Genomic DNA, 18,715 nt, shown 5'->3' with positions numbered 1-18,715 from the left:
GCCCCTACGACAGCGGACTGTCCCCGACGCGCTCCCGCAACCCGGCGCGGATGGGATCGTCGTCAGGCAGGCCGAGTTCGGTGGTCAGGGCGAGCGCACGGGTCCACACCTCGTGGGCCGCGTCGGACTGTCCCGCGCTGCGATGGCTGTCGCCGAGGCAGGTCAGGCAGGCGGCCTCGCTGTGCCGCTCCCCCGTCGCGTGGAACAACTGGGCGGCCTGCCGGTACCGGTCAACTGCCTGTTGATAACCACCCAGTTGGTGGTGGATGTAGCCGAGGCTGTCGGAGATGTGCGCCTGCCCGTCCACATCACCGGCCGCGTGGGCGAGTTCGAGCGCCTGCTCGCAGTGGGCGAGCGCGCGGAGATGGTCGCCGAGGTGTGCCTGCCGCCAGCCGATGTGGTTCAACGCGGCGGCCTGTCCTGCCCGGTCGCCCGCGGCCCGGTAGTGCTCAAGGCTCCGGTAGGCGTGTTCCAGCGCGAGTTCGTCGTTGCCCTGTCCCCCCGACATCCGCGAGAGATGCTGATGGGTGCGGGCCTGGCCCGCGTCGCTGCCGGCCGCGGCGAAGAGTTCGAGGGCCCGCAGATAGTGCTCCCGGGCCGGTTCCGGGCACTTCAACCGGTCCAGGGCCAGGCCCAGTCCGCGATGGGCGCCCGCCCGTCCGGCCAGGTCGCCCTCCCGTTCGGCCGCCGCCAGCGCGCGGTGTCCGGCGGTCAGCAGCGCCTGCCAGTATCCGTGCCGGTCCAGGAAGGTGGTCAGTACGGTGACCAGGCGCCACACGTGCGCGTCGAAGCCGGGCCTCTGCTGCCGTACGAGCGCGAGCAGCACCGGGTGTTCGGCGACGAGCCAGGCGAGCGCACGGCCGTAGTCCTCGAACTCGACCGCGTTCGCGCCGGGTCTGGGCGTGGGCGACTCCACCGGATTGGGCTGCGGGGTCACCAGCACGTCGGCCGCGCGCGCGGAGTGCAGGTAGTGGTCCATCATCCGGTGGACCGCCGATCGCCGCTCCCACTCGTCGTCGTACGCGGTCACGAGTTCCCCGGCGTAGACCCGCAGCAGGTCGTGGAAGGCGTACCGCCCCGGAACGTGCTCAACCAGCAAGTGACCGCCGGTCAGTTCGGCCAACAGCGCACGGACGCGCTCGGGTGGCACCCCGGCCAGGGCGGCCGCCGCGCGCTGGTCGAGGTCGGGTCCCGGGTGCAGTGCCAGCAGCCGGAACAGCCGGGCCGCGGCGCGGCTGAGCGCGCTGTAGGACCAGGAGAACACCGCCCGTACCTGGCTGGACTCCTCGCCCCCGTCGAGCGCGTCCAACCGGCCGCCCGCTTCCCGGAGTTCCTCGGCGAGTGTGCCGAGGGGCTGGTGCGGTTGTGCGGCGGCGCGTGCCGAGACCACGGCGAGCGCGAGGGGCAGTCCCGCGCACCAGGTGACGACGTCCGCGACCGCCGCCGGTTCGGCCGCGACCCGGCCGGCGCCTAGCCGTTCCGCCAGTACGTCCCGTGCGGCGGCCGGTGTCAGCGGGTCCACCGCGAGCAGATGGGCGCCCTCCGTCGCGGCCAGCCCGGTCAGCCGGTTCCGGCTGGTCACCAGCGCCATGCAGCCGACGGCGCCCGGCAGCAGCGGGCGGACCTGTTCCTCGTCGCGGGCGTTGTCGAGTACGACCATCATCCGACGCCCCGTCAACAGGCTCCGGTACAGCCCGACTTGGGCCTCAAGTCCTGGCGGCACCCGCTCCGGCCGTACCCCGAGCGCGTCCAGGAACCCGCGTACCGCCTCGGTCGGCTGCACCACCGATCCCTGCGGGTCGAAGCCTCGCAGGTTCACGTACAACTGCCCGTCGGGGAACGCTCTCTCGACCCTCCGCGCCCAGTGCACGGCGAGGGCGGTCTTGCCCACGCCCGCCATGCCCGACACCGCCGAGATGACCACGGCGGCGGACTCTCCCTCGGCCGAGGCGAGGATCGCGGCAAGCCGGGCCAGCTCGCCGTCGCGGCCGGTGAACCCCCTGATACCCATGGGGAGTTGGGCGGGAAGCTCGGCCTGCCGCAGCACCCCCGATGGCTCGGGCTGTCGTGGCACCGCCGACGGCTCGGCCTGTCGGATGACCGCGGACGGTTCGGGGCGCGGGGGCGACGCGGAGCGGTGGCCGCGCAGGATCGACTGGTGGAGCTGGCGCAGTGCCGGTCCGGTGTCCGTGCCGAGTTCCTCGGCCAGGCGTTTGCGGACGGCGGCGTAGCAGTCCAGGGCCTCCGCGCTGCGGCCGGTGTCGTGCAGGGCCCGCATCAGGGCTTCGGCCAGGGGTTCCGCGAGCGGGTACTCGCCGAGCAGGCCGGTCAACGGGCCGATGAGGGAGGCGGGTTCACCGTGGCGCAGTTCCGCGCGGGCCCAGCCGACGGCCGCGTCCTGGTGCTGGCGCCGCCAGGCCTCGCGCATCCGGGCCGCCCACTGCCCGTTCAGCCCGGACAACGGTTCCCCGCGCCACAGGTCGAGCGCTTCGCGCAGCAGCACCGCCCGGGCCGGTTCGGCCGGCCCCGACGCCCGCGCCTGGTCGACCAGTTGCCGGAACCGGTACACGTCCACCTGGTCGGGGCGGGCCTCCAGGAGGTATCCGCCGGAACGGCGCACCAGTAATAAGGGTTCCTGCGCGGTCTCGGCGGCCTGCTCGCACATCCGCCGTATCCGGGCGACATGGGCGTGCACCGCGCCGCGCGCGCCGTCGGGCGCGTGCGGGCCCCAGACCCGCTCGATGACCACGTCGACGGCGACGGGCCGGCCGACGTCCACGGCCAACGCGGCCATCACGGTGCGGCGTTGGGGCGGGCCCACCTCCACCGCGCGCCCCTCCGCCGACAGTTCCACCGGCCCGAGCAACTGCACGTCCACCATGATGTGCGCCTCCCCCTGCACAAAGCCTCCTCCTTTTTTTCACAGACGTGTACGCGGCGCGACAAGCCTTCGACAAGGTTTCCCGTCACACACCGGTGCGAATCTGCTGGGGAACGGACGGGGCGCCGACCGCGTCCCGTCCGGGCATGACGGCAGGGCCGTCGCCTGGCGGCTGCGCAACAGGCAAACGGGGGCGAGACGTGTGATCACACAGGGAGTGATGGCACCTGAGACACGGGTGCCGGTACGACGGCCGGAGACCTTACCGGCCGCCACGGGGAACGCCGGCGGAAGGAGCGTGCTGGAGGGCGCCTTCGCACTGCTGGAGGCGGTGGAGCGGGCGGTGGAGGCGGGGCCGACGAGGCTGGCGTCCGACTGCGGGCTGCCCAAGACGACCGCGTACCGGCTGCTGGAACAGCTGGCGGACCTGGGCGCGGTCGAGCGGTGCGGAGGGAGTTACCGGGTGGGCCCGCGGATGTTCCGCCTGGGGAGCGCGTGGCAGCCGCATCCCCGGCTGCGGGCCGCCGCACGGGAACCGATGCGCCGGCTCGCGCAGGTCACGGGGACGACCGTAGGAATCGCCGTGCTGTGGAAGGGCGAGACGCTGATGGTCGAGTGGTGTCCGGAGGACGCCCGACGGCCCGATCCGCTGGAGACCCGGATGACCTGGCCGTGGTTCACCGCGGCGGGCAAGATCCTGGTGGCCACGGCTGCTCCGGCGCCCCTGCTGGGGCCGCTTCCCGCGTCCTGGGCGCGGGACGCCGACGCGATACGGGAGCGCGGTGCCGCGTTCGACCGGGAGGAAGTGGTAACTGGCGTGTGCTGCGCGGCAGTTCCGCTGCTCGGGGTGCGCGGCACCCCCGTGGCGGCCCTGTGCGTCCTCACCGACCCGGCCCACCACCTGGAACGGCTCGCGGAGACCGCGCGTCGCACGGGGCGGATGATCAGCGCGGGGTTGCGGGGGCGGTGAGGGGTTGAGTCAGGGGCAGTTGGGGGCGGTGATCCGACGGGGTCGGCGGCGCGCGGTCCGGCGGTCGGGCGGGGACGACCACCGGGCCGCGACGCCGACCCCGTCCTCGCTCACGCCGGGCGCTCGGTCAGGGGCCGAGCGCCCGGCGTGGCGTTCTCCGTGACCGAGCCGCGTCCCGCGCGAGACGGCGGCCGATCGACCGCGACCGAGGTCGACACCCCCGAAATCCCCTGCGCTCCCCACCTGTCCCCGTCGTACGCTGACGGCCGCTGTCTGCCGAGGGAGGACACACATGGGGATCCGAAGCCTGACCCGCATCGAAGCCGAGCGCCGGGCCGCGCTGGTCGCGGTCGAGCGGTACGACGTGGACGTCGATCTGACCGCACTGCCCGACGGGCCGGAGGTCCGCGCCGTCTCCACTGTCGTGTTCACGTGTCGTGAGCCGGGCGCGGAGACCTTCGTGGACTGTGCGGCGCGGGTGCTGAGCGCGACGCTGAACGGGGTCGAACTCGCCCCCGCCGAGGACGGGCGGATCCATCTGCCCGGCCTGGCCGAGCACAACGTGCTGCGGGTGGAGAGCGTCCAGGCCGACACCACGGCCGGCGAGGGCGTGCACAAGGCGACGGACCCCGCCGACGGCGAGGTGTACGTGTGGATGAGCTTCGAACCGGACGAGGCCCGCTTCGTCTGGGCCTGCTTCGACCAGCCCGACCTCAAGGCCCCGCACGCCTTCACCGTCACGGCGCCGTCCGCGTGGACCGTCACCAGCAACTCCGGCGACGCGCGCGTCGAGGAGCTGGGCGCGGCCCGCCGCTGGATCTTCCCGGACACCCCGCCCCTCTCCGTGTACAACACGGTCATCAACGCGGGCCCCTTCCACGAGGTCCGCCGCGAGGCCGACGGCCACAACTTGGGCCTGTACGCCCGCCGTTCACTCGCCGAGGTCCTCGACCGCGACGCCGACGAGATCTTCACCCTCACCCGCCAGGGCCTCGCCTTCTACGCCGAGGCCTTCGCGATGCCGTTCCCGCAGCGCCGCTACGACCAGGTGTTCATGCCGGAGTTCGGCGGGGCGATGGAGAACTACGGCTGTGTGACCTGGTCGGACGCGTTCCTGCGGCGGGCCGCGCCGACCCCGGCCGAACACGGGCTGCTGGCACGGGTGTTGCTGCACGAGATGGCGCACATGTGGTTCGGCAACATCGTCACCATGCGCTGGTGGGACGACCTGTGGCTGAACGAGGCGTTCGCGGAGTTCGCCTGCCACTGGGCGGCCGAGCGTGCCACCCGGCACACGGACGCGTGGGCGGGCCATCTGATGATCGGCAAGATCAGCGCGTACCTGTCCGACCAGGGTCCCGCCTCGCACCCGATCCACCAGCCCATCCACGACGTCGCCCAGGCCAGGTCGATCTTCGACAACATCACGTACCCCAAGGGCGCGTCCGTCCTCCAGCAGCTCATGACGTACGTCGGCGAGGACGACTTCAGGACCGGCATGGCCGCCTACTTCGCCCGCCACGCCTGGGGCACCACCACGCTCCAGGACCTGATCGACTCCCTGTCCGAGGCCAGTGGCCGCGACCTGGACACCTGGCGCACGGCCTGGTTGGCGACGGCGGGCACCGACCGCTTCACCCTGGAGCGCGACGGCGACTCGGTCACGCTGGTGGCCGCCGCCGCCCCGCGCCCGCAGGTCCTGGCGGTGGGCGCGTACGAAAGGAACGGCGACGCGCTCGAACGCCGGGCGCTGGTACGGGTCGAGGTGACGGAGACCCGCACCACGATCACCGGCCTCCCGCCCGCCGCCGATGTCCTGCTGATCAACGACGACGACCTGACCTTCGCGACGACCCGCCCGGACCCGACCACCAGGGACGCCCTCTTCCGTACGGCGGCACGGTTGCCGACCGCCATCTCCCGGGGCGTGGCCGCGGCCACCGTCTGGGACATGCTGACGACCGGCGAGGCCACGGCGGCGGAAGCCGGACGGTGCCTCACCTCGGTGCTGACGGTCGAGACGTCCGACGCGGTGATCGAGCCGTATCTGACCCTCGCGGCGAACGTCGCGGAACTGTGGGCGTCGCCCGCCGACCGCGTCGAGTTGTCGGCAGCGGTGGCCGCCGCCTGTCGCGACCTCGCCGGAGACCCCGGCCGCCGTCAGGTCGCGCTGCGCGGGCTGGCCCGTACCGCGACGACGGCGGACGATCTCGCCTGGCTGCGTGAACAGGCGAGCGACGACGTGGACCTGCACTGGCGCGCGCTGATCCGCGAGGCGGAACTGGGCGGCGACGTCACGGCGGAATCCGACCGTCTGCTCACCCGCGACCCGGACCCCGACGCCTGGGTCCGCGCCCTCACCGTGCGGGCCGCGCTGCCCGACGCGACGACGAAGGCGGAGGTCTGGCAACAGCTGGTCGTGGACCGTACGGTCCCCATCAACTCGATGGGCCTGGTCGCGGCGGCCTTCTGGCGCCCCGGCCAGGACGAGCTGCTGGCGCCCTACGCCGAGCGCTACCTGGAGGCGGTCCCGAAGCTGCACCTGGGCGGGATGATCCTGGCGATGAGCTACACGCACCGCCTCTTCCCGCTGCACGCCATCGACGCCTCGTACATCGAGCAGGCCAGGCAGGTGTCCCAGGAGGCGGTCCCGGTGGTCCGCACGACCGTCCTGGAGCGGTCCGACGAGGTGAGCCGGATGCTCCGCGCCCGGGGCACGTCGGCCTGAGGCTCAGCGGACCGTTCCACCACCCAACCGGTCGGCCAGGCACGCGAGATAGAGCGCCATGGCCGTCCGGTACTCCCGCAGGGAGCGGCCGGTGATCTGCTCGATCTTGTTCATCCGGTAGACGACGGTGTTCCGGTGGATGTGCAGGACCTCGGCGGTACGGACGAGGTTGAACCCGCTCTCGCACCAGGCGGTCACCGTGTCGCGGAGGGCCGGCCAGTCCGGCTGGGCGCGCAGTTCGGTGGCCGTGAGGTCCAGCAGGCGGTTGCGGGCCGCCTGGCTCACCGCCGTCACCACCTGGTGGACCCGCAGGTCGGTGATCAGATGGACGGGGTCGGTGTCGGCGAACCGGACACCGAGCCGCAGCGCGTCGCACGCGTCCTGGTAGGAGTCGTGCAACCCGCCGACGGAGGTGGCGGGTTCACCGATCCCGGCGCGGGCGACGAGCCCGTCCTGGGCGGCGAGGAGATCGGTGACCCGTCGGCAGTCGGCCACGAGGGAGGGCGTGGAGCATCCGGCGGGGAGCCGGTGCAGGACGCCGATCCAGCCGGGTGCGGTGGCGGCGACGATGTCCTGGGGGTCGGCGAAGATCTCCCCCACGGTGCGCAGCAGTTCGGAGCGGACCAGGGCCATGTCCCGGGTCTGGGTGCCGCCCTGGCGGCGGGGCGCCGGGCGGGGCACGCTCACCTCGAAGGCGACGGCGACCCGCCGTAGGCGCAGGTCGAAGCCGAGTTCGGCGGCGCGGAACACGAGGAAGTCGCCCTCGACGACCTGGGGGTCGTAGGACGCGATGTCGGTGAGGATTTTCTCGGCGGCCCGTTCGGCGAGCAGCCGGGAGCGCAGCATCACGGACTCCCGGAGCAGGATCTCCGTCTGGCGTCGCCGGGGAGGTGGTGCACCGCGACGGCCGCATCGTCTGCCGCGACCTGCCGGGACTGCGCCGCACGGTCGGCATGGTCTTCCAGCGCTTCAACCTCTTCCCCCATCTCACGGCCGTGGAGAACATCATGGTCGCCCAACGCAAGGCCGGTGTACCGGAGTCGGAGGCCCTGGAGCGGGCCGTCACTCTGCTGCGCCGGGTCGGGGGCGCTCACCGCGGCCTCGCACTGCCCGACCGGCTCTCCGGCGGTGAGCAGCAACGCGTCGCCATCGCCCGCGCGTTGGCGCTCCGGCCCGACGGGCTCCCTCCCGGTCATCGACCGCGTCCCCGGGCACGACAACGCCTTCGCGGCGACGGGGCACGGCATGCTCGCGTCACCCTGGGGCCCGTCACCGGGCACCATCTCGCCGCCTACGTACGCCCCGACGTGCTCACGCCGTTCCGCTTCGGCCGGGGGTCTTGGACGAGGAGGGCCTAGCCCGCCGGTGCTGTCGGCGCCGGCCCGGACGGTTCCGGGTGCGGGCTGGACGGCGCCACGCGCAGTGGGCGGGCCGCCCAGGCGGGCAGGTGCCAGTTCCAGCCGCCGAACAGGGAGACGAGGGAGGGGACGAGGAGCATCCGCACGATGGTCGCGTCGAGCAGGATGCCGATGCCCAGGCCGGTCGCCAGCGTCTTGAGATCGGTGCCCGGTCCCGAGGCCAGCGCGGCGAAGGCGAGGAAGAGGATGAGTGCGGCGCTGGTGACGAGTCGGCCGGTGCGGCCGATGCCCTCGACGACCGCGTCGTCGGTCGAGAGGCCGGCGTCGTACTCCTCCCGGATGCGGGAGAGGATGAACACCTCGTAGTCCATGGACAGTCCGAACAGGAACGCGAAGATCATGATCGGGATCCAGAACGTGACGGCCCCGGTCGCGGCGATACCGAAGAGCGTGTTCGAGCCGTGGCCGTCCTGCCAGAACAGCACCATCAGGCCCAGTGTCGCCGCCAGCGAGATCAGGTTGAGCAGCACCGCCTTCAACGGCAGCAGCAGCGAGCGGAAGGCGCGCACGAGCAGGACGTACGTCAGCAGCGCGATGATCGTGAGCATCAGCGGGAAGTTGCCGTAGACGGCGTGCAGGAAGTCGATCTGTGCCGCGCCGACGCCCGCGACACCGACGACGCCGGGCAGATGCTCGGTGGCGGTCTTGACCCGTCTGACCACGTCGACGCTCTTCGAGTTCACCGTCTCGGTGTCCGGGATGACGACGACGATGCTCTGCCCGCCCCGGTTGCCCGCGGGCCCGGTCGGCACGAGCACGCTGGTCACACCGTCGACCTTGGCCAGCTCGGCGGCGACAGGTTTCGCCTGGTCGGTGCTGACCAGTACCTCCATCGGGGTCAGCGCGCCGGTCGGGACGCCACCGCGCTCCAGGGTCCGCAGGGTGTCGTAGGCCGGGCCGCTCTTGGCCAGCGACTCCGAGGAGGCGAGGCCGATCTTGATGCCGAGGAAGACACCGACCAGGGCCGCGAGCGCGGCCAGCGCGGCGGCGGCCGCGATCCAGCGGCGGCGTACGACAGCGGCGGTCCAGCGGCTCCAGAAGCGGCTCGCCCGGTTCTCGTGCCGGATCTTCGGCCAGTCGACCTTGGGTCCGATGCCGCCCAGGATCGCGGGGGTCAGGGTGAGCGTCGTCAGCACGCTCGCGAGCGGGATGAGTGCGCCGCCGTAGCCCATGCTGCGCAGGAACGGGACGGGCAGGACGACCAGGGAGAGCAGGCCGATGGCGACCGTGACGCCGCTGAACACGATCGCGTGTCCGGCGTGCTGCATCGCGACCACGACCGCCTCGTGGTTGTCCCGGCCGCGGTCGCGCTCCTCGCGCCAGCGGGTGACGAACAGCAGCGAGTAGTCGATCGCCACGCCCAGGCCGATCAGGGCGACCAGGAACTGCACGATGAACGACACGTCGGTGGCGTAGGTGAGCGGCAGCAGCATCACGAAGGTCGCGAGGATCGACACCGCGGCCACGAGCAGCGGCAGCAGGGCCAGGAAGGAGGCGAACACGAAGGCGAGGACCGCGAGTGCGCCGACGGCGCCTAGGAGCGTCTCGCCGAGCACCCCGGGTCCGCCCCCGTCGTCGCCACCGGAGGCCAGGGGGTCCTCGCCGGTCACCCCGATCACCGCGCCCGCCGGCTGGGCCTTCTCCGCCGCCGCGCGGATCGGGTCGGTCAGCGGTTTCTGGCTGGGTGACGGGTTGAACCGGTAGAAGACCAGCGCGTAGGCGGTGCGGTCGTCCTTCGTCCGGAAGGCCTTGTCCCCGGTGTTCGCCTCGTCGATGAGCCGCACGCCCGGTACCGCCGTGCCCACGGCCGTGAACACCTTCCCGACGTCCGTCTCGTGACCGGTGATCGTCTGCCCGGCCGGCAGGGTGACCGCGACCAGATAGGGGTTGGTGTCGCCGCCGCTGCCGAAGGCGTCCTCGATCTTGTGCGCGGTCACGGTGCCGGGCTGGCCCGGCAGGGAGAAGTCGATCGTCAGCCGGTCCGTGGTGCGACCGGCGAGCAGGATGCCGGCGACCAGCACCAGACCCCAGAACGCCACTACCGCCTTGCGATGCCGAAGAACGAATTCCGCCCACCGTCGCATGCCGGACCTTCCCCGGATCGTTGGTTGCGCGAGTCTAGTCCGCCGCTCTCTTCCTCCGCTATTGGAGGGATCCATCCGATTTACGGCGATCCGGAGGCGTGAAATCCGCACCCGCCGCCCTCGGGAAGAAATGACGCCGAAGGGGGCGTTGCCCTACTGGATCACCGTCGGACGTCTGAGAACGGAGCAGTCGAGGTGAGCGACGCGATAAACGCCGACACCCGCAACCGGGTCGAGGCCCCTACTCCGACGCCCGACGTGCTGGAGCGGGTACGCCGACACCGGCGTCACACCCTGGAACTGCTCACCGTCTGCGCCGTGGGGCTCGTCCCGTGGACGGTCCTGCTGGCGACGACACTGCCGTCCGGGTACGAGGTCCACCAGTGGCGCCTGACCTGGGTCGGATTCGACGTCCTGCTCGTGGTCGCGATGGCGTCCACCGCGCTGCTCGGCTGGCGCCGGAACCGCGCCGTCATCCTGGCGGCGCTCACCACGTCGGTACTGCTGATCTGCGACGCGTGGTTCGACGTGTCCCTCGCCTTCGGCACGTCGGAGGTCTGGTGGTCGGCGGCGTTGGCACTGTTCGTCGAACTGCCGCTGGCCTTCTACCTGATACGCCGGGTGATGGGGATGATCTCGCTCGCCCATTGGCCGTCCGCCGAGACGTCAACGGGCGATGACAAATAGCTGACATCGCCCCCGAGTCGCGGTGAGGTTTTCGCAACTCCCCTTTGTTCCCGATGACTTCGTTCGGAAATCCCCAGGGCCGAAGTTTGTCGCCATGGAGAGCGGCGAGGTGGCAAGACCTCGGCGCGCGGCATGGAGGATGTCATGCCCGAGATGTATTTCGATGTGCGCTGGCCCGACGGACTGATCCAGCGCTGCTATTCACCCTCCACGATAGTCGAGGACTACTTCACTCCGGGCTCCGCATACGAGCTCGCCGAATTCGTCGAGCGCAGCCGTACGGCGCTCGGTATCGCCGGGGAGCGGGTACGGGAGAAGTTCGGCTTCTTCTGCACCGGCGCCTCCGACCAACTCGCCCGAATAGAGCGGACAGCCGCGGCATACGCAGACGTCAGCGGGGCCAAGGTCACGGTCGAGGCCCTCACCGGTGCCGACGGGAGCCCCCGATGAGCCCGGCGGTACGGCTGGCCGGCGCGCACTACTCGGTGGCCGTGGTGGGCGGCGGCCAGGCGGGACTGTCCGTCAGCCACGAGCTGCGCGAACGCGGCATCGACCACGTCGTGATCGAGGCCCACCGGGTCGGACACGAGTGGCGCGAGCGCCGCTGGGACTCGTTCTGTCTGGTGACCCCCAACTGGCAGTGCAGGCTGCCCGGTTACCCCTACCAGGGTGACGATCCCGACGGCTTCATGGTGCGCGACGACATCGTGCGGTACCTGGAGGGCTACGTCGCCCACTTCCGCCCGCCGCTCGTCGAGGGCGTGACGGTCACCCGGCTGCGGCGTTCCCCGAGCGGGGTCTTCGAACTCGCCACCACCGGCGGGGACTTCACCGCCGACCAGGTGGTGATAGCAACGGGCCCGTACCACACCGCCTCGCTCCCCCCGATGGCCCAGCGCCTGCCCGACTCCCTCACCCAGGTCCACTCCTCCCGCTACCGCAACGCGGCCCAACTCCCCCCGGGCGCCGTCCTGGTGGTCGGCACCGGCCAGTCCGGCTGCCAGATCGCCGAGGACCTGCACCTCGCCGGACGCCAGGTGCACCTGGCCGTAGGCAGCGCCCCGCGTGTCGCCCGCTTCTACCGCGGCCGTGACTGCGTGGCGTGGCTCGACGAGATGGGCCACTACGCGAAGAGCATCGACGACTTCGACGACGCCGGCGCGGTCCGGATGCGCGTCAACCACTACGTCACCGGACGCGGCGGAGGCCGCGACATCGACCTGCGCGCCTTCGCCCGCGACGGCATGCGGCTGTACGGCCGGCTCACCGAAGTCACCGGTACGGCAGTGGAGTTCGCCGACGACCTCAAGATGAACCTCGACCACGCGGACGCCGTGGCCGAGGGCATCAAGGACGCCATCGACGCCCACATCACCGCCCAGGGCATCACCGCACCGGACGAACCCCGCTACGTTCCCGTGTGGGAGCCGGACGACCAGCCCCGCGAACTCGACCTGGCCCAGGCCGACATCACGTCCGTCGTCTGGTCGACCGGGTTCCGCCGCGACCACCGCTGGATAGAGGCACCCGTGTTCGACGGCCGCGGCTACCCGATGCACTGGCGCGGCGCCACCAGCGTCCCCGGCCTGTACTTCCTCGGCCTGCCCTGGCAGCACTCATGGGGTTCGGGACGCTTCGAAGCGGTGGGCAGGGACGCGGAGTTCCTCGCGAACCACATCGAGGCATCCCGCCGCCTGGCCGACGTCTGCGGCACCCTCACCGGCGCCCCCACCGACCTCGTCTCCGCCCTCCCCATCGGCTGAGGAAGAGGACGAGGAGAAGAAGAGGACAAGGACGAGGAACGGGACGACACTCATGGTCTACGACGCACACCGCCACATCGGCGTCCTCCCCGCCTACCCCTTCTACGGCGGCCCGCCGGTCAACCCCGACACCACCGCCCGCGCCACCGTCAAGCAGCTCATCGCCGACCTGGACGCGGAGGGCACCGAACGTGCCCTGGTCATCCCGAACTACGGCGTCCCGGACCCCGCGATCGCCTTCTCCTTCAACGAGTTGGCGATCGAGGCCGCCCAGACCGACGACCGTATCCGCGCCGGGCTCTGGGTCTCCCCGCGCCCCGAAGATGAGCAACGCACCGCCCAGGCACTGGAGTTGGCGGGCGAGCGGAATGTGAAGGCGCTCAAGCTGAGCTTCCTGCTCGGCGGGCGGCCGACCGACCCGGCCTGCCGCCCCCACCTGGACCGAATCTTCGCCGAGGCGGCCCGGCACGGGCTGGTGGTGCACGTCCACACCTCCCCCGGTGCCGCCTCCGACATCGACGAGGTCGGCCACCTGGTCGACTGGTACGCCGATCAAGTCCCCGTCCATCTCGTGCACTTCGGCGGCGGGATGAGCGGCCACATCAAGCTCGCCGGTTCCCGGTTCTTCGACTGGATCACCGCCGGCAAGCACGTCTACACCGACCTCTCCTGGGCCATCGGTTTCACTCCCCGCTGGCTGGCCCGGGAGATCGAGCGCCGCGGTATCGGCCACGACCGGGTGCTCTTCGCCAGCGACCAGCCGTGGGGCGACTTCACGGGCGAGTACGCCCGCCTCGCCGAAGCGACCGGCGGCGGCGAACTCGGCGACCTGGTCTTCCGGGACACGTTCGCCGCGCTCTACGACTGACCGACTCCCCTCTCAAGTCTCAAGTCCGGTACGCACAAGGAGACAGCCATGTCCGAAACCGTCGAACTCAGCGAGATCGAGCAGCAGTCCCTCAACGAGATCCCCCACCCGTCCCTCCCCGACGGCACCAGCATCTACGGCGCCACCAAGGTGTTCCCCGACTACAAGGCCGAGGACGGCGAGACGTACTTCACGCTCGTCCACGGCATCGCCCACGAGTCCTCGGTCTCCTTCGTCGCCGTACTCCAGGCGACCCGCGCCCTGCGCAAGGGCTTCGAGACGGCCATCTACTTCTACGGCCCCGGCTCCCTCAACTGCCTTGCCACGCGCGGCTTCCCGACCACCGGCAACTCGGCCTTCCCCGGCGAGCACAACATCAACAACCAGCTCAAGACGTTCATCGCCGAGGGCGGCAAGGTCTTCTGCTGCCGCTTCGGCCTGTCCCTGCACGGTGCCCGCGAGGAGGACCTCATCGAGGGTGTCATCCCGACCCACCCGCTGGACGTCCAGGACGCGCTGATCCACTACGCGCGCAAGGGCGCCATCATCAACTCCACCTACCAGCTGTAAGGGGGCCGCTGTGAGCGTTGGCACCGAATCGACGAGTACGGCGGTGGATGTGCGCATCCTGACCCGCGCCGAACTCGCCCTGCACGGCGTCGCGTTGGACGCCCCCGTACGGCGGCCCGACGGCGCGGGTCCGAGCGGCGACGGTCACGTCCTCGTCGACGGTGCCAACGCCGCACTGCCCACCAACCCGGCCAGCCCCTACCGCGTCCGCGACGGCAAGGTGTGGCTCGGCGACGAGGACGGACAACTCACGGACACCGGGCTCACGTTGACCGCCGTGGACCGCCCGAAGTTCTACGACCTCACCACCACCGACGGCACACCCTACGAGCACATCGCCCGCCTCCACGGCGCCGACGTCCTCGCCACCACCGTCGTCCAGACCTGCATCCGCTACGCCGAGTCGGACCGCTGCCGCTTCTGCACCATCGAGGAGTCCCTGCGTTCGGGCGCGACGGTCGCCGCCAAGACACCGGCGCAGCTCGCCGAAGTCGCCGAAGCGGCGGTGCGGTTGGACGGCGTCAGGCAGATGGTCATGACCACGGGCACGACGACCGGCCCCGACCGGGGCGCGCGCAATCTCGTCCGCTCCGTACGCGCCGTACTCGACGCCGTCCCCGGCCTCCCCGTCCAGGTGCAGTGCGAACCACCCGGCGACCTCGCCTGGATCCGCGCCCTGCACGACGCCGGGGCCACCACGATCGGCCTCCATGTCGAGTCCCTCGACGAGGAGGTCCGGCGGCGCTGGATGCCGGGCAAGTCGACCGTCCCCATGGCCGAGTACGAGGCCGCCTGGGACGAGGCGGTACGGGTCTTCGGCCCGAACCGCGTCTCCACCTACCTGCTCGTCGGACTCGGCGAGAACCCGGACGAACTCATCGCGGGCGCGGGCGAGTTGATCGACCGAGGCGTCTACCCGTTCGTCGTCCCGTTCCGCCCGATGGCCGGCACGCTCGCCGCCCGCGACGGCATCCCGGCACCCAGCGCCGAACTCCTGACCTACGTCACCGAGCGCGTCGCGGCCAGGCTGCGCGCCGCCGGGATGAGCGGCGCCGACCAGAAGGCGGGCTGCGCGGCCTGCGGCGCGTGCAGTGTCCTGCAGTCGGCGGGCGGGTGATGGCCGTGTACCTCGACGGCTCCACGGCACCCCTCGTGACGGACGGGCCGGTCGACATCCTGGCGCTGCTGGGCGACCGGAGCACCCTCGACCGCCGCCCCGCGTTCCACATCGAACAGGCCGCCGACAAAGCCGAGTTGGCCGCCTACCGACGGCTGCGCACGGAGACCTTCGTCCACGAACAGGGACTCTTCACCGGCGACGACCTCGACGACCGTGACGCCGACGCCCGTACCGTCGTCCTGGTCGCCCGGGCCCCGGACGGCGGCGTGATCGGCGGGGTGCGGCTGGGCCCGGTCGACGACGGTCCCGACCTCGGCTGGTGGCAGGGCGGCCGGCTGGTCGTCGCCCCACAGGCACGCGGCCCGCACGGAATCGGCGCGGCGCTGGTCCGGGCGGCCTGCGCACGCGCCGAGGCGGAGGGCGTCCTGCGGTTCGACGCGACCGTACAGGCCCGCAACGAGGTCCTCTTCCGCCGCCTCGGCTGGCGGCCGGTGCGGGCCACGGAGGTCGCCGGTACGCCACACGTCCTGATGCGCTGGCCCATCGCGCGGATCGCGGCCCAAGTCGCTGCCACGAAGGCCGCGTTGGGCCCACTGCTCGCCGAACTCCCCGCCCCGCCCGGCTTCGTCGGCGACGACGGCGCGCCCGTCCCCGGCACCGATGTGATCGCCGCGTGCGACGCGATCGTGCCGTCGATGGTCGAGCGGGACCCCGAGTGGGCGGGCTGGTGCGCGGTCCTCGTGAACGTCAACGACCTTGCCGCGATGGGCGCTTCACCGGTCGGACTCCTGGACGCGGTGGGCGCACGCGATGCGGCGCACGCCGCGCTGATCCTCGCCGGACTGACCGAGGCCGCACGGGCCTACGGCGTCCCGGTGCTCGGCGGTCACACCCAACTCGGCGTCCCCGCCGCCCTGTCGGTGACCGCACTCGGCCGCACCGACCGACCCGTGCCCGGCGGCGGCGGACGCCCGGGGCACGCCGTACGGCTCACGGCCGACCTCGGCGGCGACTGGCGCGCGGGATACCGGGGCCGCCAGTGGGACTCGACCACCCGGCGTCGCACGGACGAACTGCGCACGATGGCAAGGGCGGTGGCCGCCGCGCGACCGGCCGCCGCGAAGGACGTGTCGATGGCCGGGATCGCCGGCACGCTGGGGATGCTGGCCGAGGCGAGCGGCTGCGGTGCGGTGCTCGACGTGGCCGAAGTGCCACGTCCGACGAACGCCTCGATGGGCGACTGGCTGACCTGCTTCCCCGGCTTCGCAATGCTGACCGCCGACGAGCCGCACGCGCCGGCGCTGCCCGCCGGGCCCGCGACGGGCGCCGTGTGCGGGGAGTTGACCGCCGGGCAAGGGGTCGGGCTGCGCTGGCCCGACGGAGAGATCACCGAGGCGGTCGCCTCCGAGGTGACCGGAATGGGGACGGCATGAGCACGCTGCGGATGGCGGCCGTGGCCGCCGAGTTCGGCCGCGACCTGGAAGAGGACTTCGCGATCGCCGAACGGCTCATCAAGGAGGCCGGGGAACAGGGCGTACGACTCCTCGCACTCCCGGAGGCCTGCCTGGGCGGCTATCTGCTCAGCCTGGACGACGACAGCGAGTTGGACGAGGGCCCGCCCGCACTCGCCCTCGACGGCCCGGAGATCCGCCGACTGGCCGCCCTCGCCGGGGAGTTGACGGTCGTAGCGGGATACTGCGAGGCCGCAGGGGACGGGCGGCAGTACAACAGCGTCGTCTGCGTGACAGGCGACGGCGTCCTCGGCAACCACCGCAAGGTCCACCAACCCCTCAGCGAAGATGCGAGTTACGCCTCGGGCGACCGTTTCCACGCCTTCGACACACCGGTCGGCCGGCTCGGGATGATGATCTGCTACGACAAGGCGTTCCCGGAGTCGGCGCGGGCCCTCGCGCTGGACGGCGCCGAGATCGGGGTGTGCGTGTCGGCCTGGCCGGGCGCTCGCACCAAGGCGAGCGCCGATCTCGAACAGGACCGCTGGAAGCGGCGTTTCGACCTGTTCGACCGGGCCCGCGCGCTGGAGAACCAGATCGTGTGGCTGTCCGCGAACCAGGCGGGCACGTTCGGGTCGCTACGCTTCGTCGGCAGTGCCAAGGTCGTCGACCCGGGCGGTGAGATCCTCGCCGACACGGGCGTGACGGCCGGCATCGCCGTCGCCGAACTCGACGTCGCACAGGCCCTGGAGACCGCCCGCCGGTCGATGGGACACCTGCGCGACCGGCGGCCCGAGACCTACGGACCAGCCCCGGGAGCAGTCACCGCTTGACTTCCTCCCCCGCCTAAAGGCGGGGAATTCCAGCGGTCGCCCGCGGGGGTTCCTGCTTCACCGACGACTGCCCGCCAGGAGTACTCCCTTGAGGTCTTACACCGTCTCCACAGGCCGAGACGGCCAGCCCGGCCGCCTTGATGTTGCGGGCCGCGTTGATGTCGCGGTCATGTACGGCGCCGCAGGCGCACGTCCACGTGCGAACGGTCAGCGGCATCTTCGCCGCGACCGTGCCGCAGGTTCCGCACAGCTTGCTGCTGGGGAACCAGCGGTCGATCACGACGAGTTCGCGGCCGTACCAGGCGCACTTGTACTCCAGCATCGACCGGAGTTGCGTCCACGACGTATCGGAGATGGCGCGCGCCAGCGTGCCGTTCTTGAGCAGGTTACGGACGGTGAGGTCCTCGATCACGACCGTTTGGTTCTCACGGACGAGACGAGTCGACAGCTTGTGCAAGTGGTCGCGGCGCCGGTCGGCGATCCGCGCATGCACGCGGGCGACCTTGCGGCGGGCCTTCTCCCGGTTCGCCGAGCCCCTGGCCTTGCGGGACAGTTCCCGCTGCGCCTTCGCGAGACGAGCGCGGTCACGGCGCTCGTGCCGGGGATTGGTGACCTTCTCCCCAGTGGACAGGGTCACGAGGGACGTGATGCCGGCGTCCAGGCCGACGGCCGCTGTGGTGGCGGCGGCCGGGGCGATGGTGTCCTCGCACAGCAGGGACACGAACCAGCGGCCCGCCGCGTCGCGGGACACTGTCGCCGTGGTCGGCTCGCTGCCCTCCGGGAGGGGACGCGACCAGCGGATGTCCAGCGCACCGGACATCTTCGCCAGAATCAGCTGTCCGTCGCGCCACGTGAAGGCGCTGCGCGTGTACTCGGCCGACGCCCGCGACTTCTTCCGGGACTTGAAGCGCGGATACTTCGCACGCTGGGCGAAGAAGTTCCCGAACGCCGTCTGAAGATGCCGCAGCGCCTGCTGGAGCGGGACCGAGGACACCTCCGCCAGGAACGCGAACTCCCCGGTCTTCTTCCACTGAGTCAGCTCGGCCGACGACTGGACGTAGGAAACGCGGCGCTGCTCCCCGTACCAGGCCCGGGTGCGCTCTTCCAGCGCCTTGTTGTAGACGAGGCGGACGCAGCCGAACGTGCGCGACAACTCAGCTGCCTGCTCGTTCGTAGGGTAAAAGCGGTACTTGAACGCCCGCTTGACCTGCCGCGCCATACCTCACACCGTATCAACCCCCGTGTGAGCGGCGGGTGTCGGCCGGTGGACGGTGCACACCGGTCCGCCCTGACGGCGAACCAGCTTCTCCTGCCCAGCTTCGCAGGAGCTTCGCTTCCTCCC

General features: G+C 71.5%; 15 protein-coding genes. 11 read left to right on the top strand and 4 right to left on the bottom strand.

The annotated features are described in order from the left end of the window. Positions 1-4: 4 nt before the first annotated feature. Positions 5-2,902, bottom strand: coding sequence for an AfsR/SARP family transcriptional regulator (locus tag OG407_RS47070; protein ID WP_405867276.1), 2,898 nt, complete (start codon positions 2,900-2,902; stop codon positions 5-7). A gap of 199 nt (positions 2,903-3,101) precedes the next feature. Here OG407_RS47070 and OG407_RS47065 point away from each other — a divergent pair, with 199 nt between their 5' ends. Both OG407_RS47065 and pepN read left to right on the top strand, forming a co-directional pair. Then, positions 3,102-3,851 carry an IclR family transcriptional regulator gene (locus OG407_RS47065; RefSeq protein ID WP_405867274.1) on the top strand — a complete coding sequence of 250 codons (750 nt, stop codon included), beginning with the start codon at positions 3,102-3,104 and terminating at the stop codon, positions 3,849-3,851. A gap of 292 nt (positions 3,852-4,143) precedes the next feature. Then, a complete protein-coding gene (pepN, locus tag OG407_RS47060; protein WP_405867272.1) occupies positions 4,144-6,579 on the top strand; it encodes an aminopeptidase N in 2,436 nt (811 codons plus the stop codon). A gap of 3 nt (positions 6,580-6,582) precedes the next feature. Here the strand turns inward: pepN and OG407_RS47055 are convergent, their stop codons facing one another. Continuing rightward, positions 6,583-7,425, bottom strand: a complete 843-nt coding sequence (locus OG407_RS47055; RefSeq protein WP_405867270.1) for a PucR family transcriptional regulator — start codon at positions 7,423-7,425, stop codon at positions 6,583-6,585. A gap of 47 nt (positions 7,426-7,472) precedes the next feature. On the opposite strand from OG407_RS47055, the gene OG407_RS47050 reads away from it, so the two are divergent. After that, positions 7,473-7,937, top strand: a complete 465-nt coding sequence (locus tag OG407_RS47050) for an ATP-binding cassette domain-containing protein (RefSeq protein WP_405867268.1) — start codon at positions 7,473-7,475, stop codon at positions 7,935-7,937. Here OG407_RS47050 and OG407_RS47045 read toward each other — a convergent pair. Then, positions 7,934-10,081 (bottom strand): MMPL family transporter, encoded by a 2,148-nt coding sequence (locus OG407_RS47045; protein WP_329347952.1) that lies wholly within the window; start codon positions 10,079-10,081, stop codon positions 7,934-7,936. The genes OG407_RS47050 and OG407_RS47045 overlap by 4 nt on opposite strands. A 195-nt stretch (positions 10,082-10,276) precedes the next feature. Between OG407_RS47045 and OG407_RS47040 the strand changes: the two genes are divergently transcribed. From OG407_RS47040 to OG407_RS47005, 8 genes are all read left to right on the top strand, one after another. Further along, complete coding sequence (locus OG407_RS47040; RefSeq protein ID WP_329347953.1) at positions 10,277-10,768, top strand: hypothetical protein; 492 nt, start codon at positions 10,277-10,279, stop codon at positions 10,766-10,768. A gap of 144 nt (positions 10,769-10,912) precedes the next feature. Then, positions 10,913-11,218 (top strand): MSMEG_0570 family nitrogen starvation response protein, encoded by a 306-nt coding sequence (locus tag OG407_RS47035; RefSeq protein ID WP_329347954.1) that lies wholly within the window; start codon positions 10,913-10,915, stop codon positions 11,216-11,218. Then, positions 11,215-12,531: an MSMEG_0569 family flavin-dependent oxidoreductase gene (locus OG407_RS47030; protein WP_405867265.1), complete on the top strand. Its 1,317-nt coding sequence runs from the start codon at positions 11,215-11,217 to the stop codon at positions 12,529-12,531. The genes OG407_RS47035 and OG407_RS47030 overlap by 4 nt, the downstream gene beginning before the upstream one ends. A 52-nt stretch (positions 12,532-12,583) precedes the next feature. Next, positions 12,584-13,399: an amidohydrolase family protein gene (locus OG407_RS47025; protein ID WP_405867263.1), complete on the top strand. Its 816-nt coding sequence runs from the start codon at positions 12,584-12,586 to the stop codon at positions 13,397-13,399. 48 nt (positions 13,400-13,447) lie between these two features. Continuing rightward, a complete protein-coding gene (locus OG407_RS47020; RefSeq protein ID WP_033279770.1) occupies positions 13,448-13,969 on the top strand; it encodes an MSMEG_0572/Sll0783 family nitrogen starvation response protein in 522 nt (173 codons plus the stop codon). A gap of 10 nt (positions 13,970-13,979) precedes the next feature. Beyond that, a complete protein-coding gene (locus tag OG407_RS47015) occupies positions 13,980-15,086 on the top strand; it encodes an MSMEG_0568 family radical SAM protein (RefSeq protein ID WP_405867261.1) in 1,107 nt (368 codons plus the stop codon). Then, positions 15,056-16,522, top strand: a complete 1,467-nt coding sequence (locus tag OG407_RS47010) for an MSMEG_0567/sll0787 family protein (protein WP_405867259.1) — start codon at positions 15,056-15,058, stop codon at positions 16,520-16,522. Before OG407_RS47015 ends, OG407_RS47010 begins: the two co-directional genes overlap by 31 nt. Then, positions 16,519-17,373 (top strand): carbon-nitrogen hydrolase family protein, encoded by an 855-nt coding sequence (locus tag OG407_RS47005; protein ID WP_329347959.1) that lies wholly within the window; start codon positions 16,519-16,521, stop codon positions 17,371-17,373. The genes OG407_RS47010 and OG407_RS47005 overlap by 4 nt, the downstream gene beginning before the upstream one ends. A 13-nt stretch (positions 17,374-17,386) precedes the next feature. On the opposite strand, the gene OG407_RS47000 is transcribed toward OG407_RS47005, so the two are convergent. Further along, positions 17,387-18,592 (bottom strand): RNA-guided endonuclease InsQ/TnpB family protein, encoded by a 1,206-nt coding sequence (locus OG407_RS47000; protein ID WP_405867257.1) that lies wholly within the window; start codon positions 18,590-18,592, stop codon positions 17,387-17,389. Positions 18,593-18,715: the final 123 nt, after the last annotated feature.

The sequence above is a fragment of the Streptomyces sp. NBC_01515 genome, assembly GCF_045040345.1.
GTDB lineage: Bacteria > Actinomycetota > Actinomycetes > Streptomycetales > Streptomycetaceae > Streptomyces.
This window is presented reverse-complemented; position numbering and strand designations above follow the sequence as displayed.